Origin of the sequence: Clostridium sp. Ade.TY (assembly GCF_000498355.1) — a bacterium.
Lineage (GTDB): Bacteria > Bacillota > Clostridia > Clostridiales > Clostridiaceae > Clostridium.
In genome coordinates, this window is the sequence record NZ_AVSV01000040.1 from 1 (window position 1) to 4919 (window position 4919).

The window sequence follows — 4919 nt, forward strand, 5'->3', positions numbered from 1 at the left end:
GCCCTCAAGCGACTCGTTTATTTTATCACTTAGCTTTTAATATGTCAACCTTTTTTTAAAGTTGTTTTTCAAAAGTTTTTTGAAAACATATTTGCCTCAGCGACAAGAATTATATTATCATCATAAACAATCATTGTCAACATATTTTTTCATTTTTTATCAATTATTTTTTAGAATACATATAATAAATGTATAAATCTATTATATTGAGGTTTTTTAGATGAAAAATGCTGTATTAGACAAAATATTAATAAGCTCAAATTTATATAATTTTTTCTATAATCTATACTCTAATAAAATATTAGATACTATAATATGTAATGCTAGTTACTTAAAACTTATAAAAATAAAGCAAAAATATATTTCAACTTATAAACCTACTCTTTCTATCACTAATATTATTAACTATACCGGAATTAAAATATTTAATATAGAATATATAGACGAAGTAACTTGTTTAGTTAATTTTTATATTCAATTCAATATAAAAAAAGATGTAAAAATTAACTCAAAAACTTTTAAATCAGCATTGTTATGTAACTATTCTAATAAATGGTTAATATTTTGCATATATGATGAGCCGCTTATCGATAATATAGATAAATCAATTAGCAAAACATTAGACCTAAAAATTTCTCTTGACTCTTATATTAATTCATCTATAAAAAAATACGAGAACCTTATATTAAACCTATATACTTTACCTAAATTACAACCTAATATTATTCAAACTTCAGCTAATTTAAAAAAATCTTCTTATGATCCAAATAAAACTGTAAACTATGCTCAAAAGTATGCATTAACTTATAATAAAAAATATCAAAGTTTTGATGATAATGGTGGAGATTGTACAAACTTTGTATCTCAAGCTATTTACCATGGTGGTATTCCATCATCATCAACTTGGAAACCTTATAGAAATTCATGGGTTAGGGTTAATGAATTATACAATTATTTAATATATAACAACTTAGCTCATGAAACCAATATTTTATCTCCTGGGTCTATAATTCAATTTTTTCATCCTAATAGAAAAACATGGACACATTCTGGTATTATAACTTATACACTTAATAATGATTGTTTATATTGTTGCCATTCATACGATAAACTAAATTATCCTCTTTCTTATGTATATCCTGATATGTATCCTAAATTTAGAGTTTTATCAATTTAATAAAAAAGAAGTATGCATCTTTCTCGCATACTTCTCTTTAATTTATTTTTTTAATTTTAATTTGTCCAATATTATAAGTGCAGTATCTTCTATTGCCCTTTGCGTTACATCTATAGTATTACAACCTAATTTTCTAATTATACTATCAGCAAAATCAAACTCCTCTAAAATTCTAGCATCTCCTGCATATTCAACATCTGATGGAATTCTATGAAATTTATCTAATCTTTTCTTTCTTATTTCTATTAATTGAAGTGGATTAATTGTTAATCCAAATATTTTCTTTCTATCAATCTCATACAGTTCTTTAGGAACACCAACCTCAGGAACTAAAGGTATATTTATAGCTTTTATTCCTTTATTAGCTAAGTACATACACAAAGGTGTCTTTGATGTTCTTGATAACCCAACTAAAACTACATCTGCATTTTTTATTCCTCTATAGTCCTTACTATCATCATATTGCATAGCAAACTCCATAGCTTCTATCCTTTTAAAGTAATTTTCATCTGTTTCCCACATAGCCCCTGGATTATTATCTGGAAGTTTATTTAACTTAGATGATATTATGTTTAATATAGGTCCAAGAACATTTACTACAGGTATATTATTACTTATACATTTTTGAGTTAAATACTCTCTAACGTCTACAGTTATAATTGTTGATACTATTACTGCCTCATTACCACATTCTTTAACTGCTTCTATAACATCTTCTATATCATCTAAACTTTTTATATAAGGTATTCTTTCTACTGCAACATCTTTCCCAAATTGACTTGCTGCTGCAATAGCTACTTGATTTGAAGTTTCTCCAATTGAATCTGACACTGCAAATATCGTTAACATAACAAGTACCTCTCTTTATTAAAATTTATTTTTTAAATTCTCCCCTTTGAGTATATTATTACACATTTTTTTTAAATTTCTCAATAGTGAATTTTGTAATTATATGTTAAACTTAATTTTATAAATGAAATTTACAAAAAATGCTTTTTTACGGAGGTTTAAATGAATACAAAAAAAATATTATCAGTAGTAACACTTCCTTTAATGTGGTTAGCATATCTTTTATTTGAATTATTTACAGGAAGAATAAATGATTTAAACACTATAATTGGTAATTTATTTCTTATGATATTATTTGGTATTGTAGGATACTTTTTTTATAAATTTACACAAAAATATCCGTTAGGATTAAATAGTAAATCTATGCTTATTATCTTTTTCTTCCTTATGTTATTAGACCAAGGGACAAAACTAATAATAAAACTATTTTTCTTTAACTCATATTTTGAAATTTTTAATGGATTCTTATCTTTTAATCCACTTATAAATACAGAAGGCTCTTGGTTAAATGCAAGATTTGGAACATCAGTAAGCTTCTCAGCTTTAATATTTATAAACATAATTGCTTTAATATTATTTATAGAAATATATAGATATTACAAATCAAAAGGAAATCATGATATCTTTGCTGATTTATCAATATTATTTATAATATCAGGAGCTTTATGCTCATTAATAGATAAATTATTTTATGGTGGTAGTTTAGACTTTATAGGAATAAGTACTCTATTTGTTGCAGACTTTAAAGACATATATATAAATTTAGGAATTTTATTTCTGATTATATGTTTTTATAATAATGGCTTTTTTTCAAATAACGATGATGATTCAACGTTTAAGGATGATATTAAAAGTCTAAAAAGGTTTTTAAACTTTATAAAATCAGATTTTTTAAAAATCTTTTCTAAAAAGTAAAAGGAACTATTTAAAATAGTTCCTTTTTTTATTTCAATAATAATTGATTGTAAAATAAAAAAAGATTATGAAAGCATAATCTTTTTGAATATATAATGCTAAGCAAGTTCCTATTAGAGAATTACCTTAAGTAATTCTTGGTGGCTCACCCGGGAATCGAACCCGGGACACCATGATTAAAAGTCATGTGCTCTACCGACTGAGCTAGTGAACCATATATTTTAGAAAAATGAAATCCCATATTACTAAAACTAAATTATAAAAACTATACTAGCAAATATTAAATTACTAAAAGTAATTTTGGTGGCTCACCCGGGAATCGAACCCGGGACACCATGATTAAAAGTCATGTGCTCTACCGACTGAGCTAGTGAACCACACACTACCTGGCAACGTCCTACTCTCCCACACAGTCACCCGTGCAGTACCATTGGCGCTATAGAGCTTAACTTTCCTGTTCGGAATGGGAAGGAGTGTTTCCTCTATGCCATCATCACCAGATTAATTTGTAATGTGTTGTTGTGCCTCGTTTGGCGCCTCAACAATTACTTATTATATAGACATAAATACCTTTTGTCAACAACTTTCTTCATTTTTTTTAAAAACATCAATTAATATGCCTTTAGGCCCCATAAAACGGTACTTTACGCTTACTAAAATATCATTTAAATCTACTATTTTATATATTTTTTAAATGATATTTTTTATTTTCTTTAAAAAATTTTTTCAAACTTTTCTTTCTCAATCATAATTTAAATTACTATAAATTCAATAAAATCCAAATACTTTAAATTAGTATTTTCTTTAACTTCATAACTTTAAAAATTTTATCTTTTAATTTATAAAATAATTTCTCATTTAAAGATATTTATATATACAATTTTTTTATAATTTTTTTATTTCTAAATAAAATCTACATTAATATAATGTATTTTTTATACCAATTTGTTTCAACTATCATAATATATTTTTTTAATTCAAATACTTTGCATTATTACTACATTTTATATTGATAAAATTCCTAAGCTCTCTTATTTGTGTTAACCCTCCCCAATTATATACCTTTTTACTTACTACCATTAAAATTTCCATTTAATTTTTTAATCTAACATAATATTTTCTTATCTTGATTTATTATATATTCTTCAATCATCTTTTTATTCTTCTAATAGTATTAATACAAAATTCTCTAGCCACAAATATCTATCTCCTTATTTATATATTAAAATTTAAAATTTAAAAATCACGATACTTATTCTTAAGGAACCTTTAAATGCTTATTTTAAGTGTTATTTCAACAAACATATGTATTTTGACTATTCTAACAACCTTACATTCATAAAGCTATCTTAAATATCTTATCTATTTCATAACTCCATATTTTAATTAAAACCTATATTATATTTACAGTCTATTTTATGTTTTTTAAACTGTTTTTACCTAATTTAAAACAATCATTTTCTTATAAAAATTATCGTAAAAGTATTTTCATTTTAACAAAATAAAGTTTTTATTATACAACTAAATCATATATAAACGTAGTTTTAATTAAATAAAAAAAGATCTAGGAAATCCTAGATCTTTTGGTGCGCCATTAGGGAGTCGAACCCTAGACACCCTGATTAAGAGTCAGGTGCTCTACCAGCTGAGCTAATGGCACGTAAAAAAACCTGGCGACGTCCTACTCTCCCACACAGTCACCCGTGCAGTACCATCGGCGCTATAGAGCTTAACTTTCCTGTTCGGAATGGGAAGGAGTGTTTCCTCTATGCCATCATCACCAGATATCACATATTTTAAAGAGATTTGTTCTCTGAAAATTGCACACGATTTTTTGTTGATCGTTTTTTTATTGGTCAAGCCCTCGACCTATTAGTATCAGTCAGCTGAACATGTTACCATGCTTACACCCCTGACCTATCAACCTTGTGTTCTTCAAGGGGTCTTACTAGCTTACGCTATGGGAAATCTCATCTTG

At 26.0% G+C, this 4919-nt stretch carries 3 protein-coding genes, 3 tRNA genes and 3 rRNA genes; 2 read left to right on the forward strand and 7 right to left on the reverse strand.

Translation table 11 applies throughout. From position 1 onward, the window contains the following. The first annotated feature begins 220 nt into the window (after positions 1 to 220). Positions 221 to 1177: an amidase domain-containing protein gene (locus O212_RS16320; protein ID WP_024615849.1), complete on the forward strand. Its 957-nt coding sequence runs from the start codon at positions 221 to 223 to the stop codon at positions 1175 to 1177. 42 nt (positions 1178 to 1219) lie between these two features. Here the strand turns inward: O212_RS16320 and O212_RS0114685 are convergent, their stop codons facing one another. Beyond that, the gene (locus tag O212_RS0114685; protein ID WP_024615850.1) at positions 1220 to 2026 is read right to left on the reverse strand and encodes a pyruvate, water dikinase regulatory protein; all 807 of its coding nucleotides are present in this window, start codon (positions 2024 to 2026) and stop codon (positions 1220 to 1222) included. A gap of 162 nt (positions 2027 to 2188) precedes the next feature. Here O212_RS0114685 and O212_RS0114690 point away from each other — a divergent pair, with 162 nt between their 5' ends. After that, positions 2189 to 2941, forward strand: coding sequence for a signal peptidase II (locus tag O212_RS0114690; RefSeq protein WP_024615851.1), 753 nt, complete (start codon positions 2189 to 2191; stop codon positions 2939 to 2941). A gap of 138 nt (positions 2942 to 3079) precedes the next feature. On the opposite strand, the gene O212_RS0114695 is transcribed toward O212_RS0114690, so the two are convergent. From O212_RS0114695 to O212_RS0114720, 6 genes are all read right to left on the reverse strand, one after another. After that, positions 3080 to 3155, reverse strand: a tRNA-Lys gene (locus tag O212_RS0114695). A gap of 87 nt (positions 3156 to 3242) precedes the next feature. Continuing rightward, a tRNA-Lys gene (locus tag O212_RS0114700) sits at positions 3243 to 3318 on the reverse strand. 7 nt (positions 3319 to 3325) lie between these two features. Then, positions 3326 to 3442, reverse strand: a 5S ribosomal RNA gene (gene rrf, locus O212_RS0114705). A gap of 1083 nt (positions 3443 to 4525) precedes the next feature. Continuing rightward, positions 4526 to 4601: transfer RNA gene (locus O212_RS0114710), tRNA-Lys, on the reverse strand. Positions 4602 to 4609: 8 nt separating this feature from the next. Next, positions 4610 to 4726: ribosomal RNA gene (gene rrf / locus O212_RS0114715) — 5S ribosomal RNA — on the reverse strand. 67 nt (positions 4727 to 4793) lie between these two features. Further along, positions 4794 to 4919, reverse strand: a 23S ribosomal RNA gene (locus tag O212_RS0114720); the annotation flags it as partial.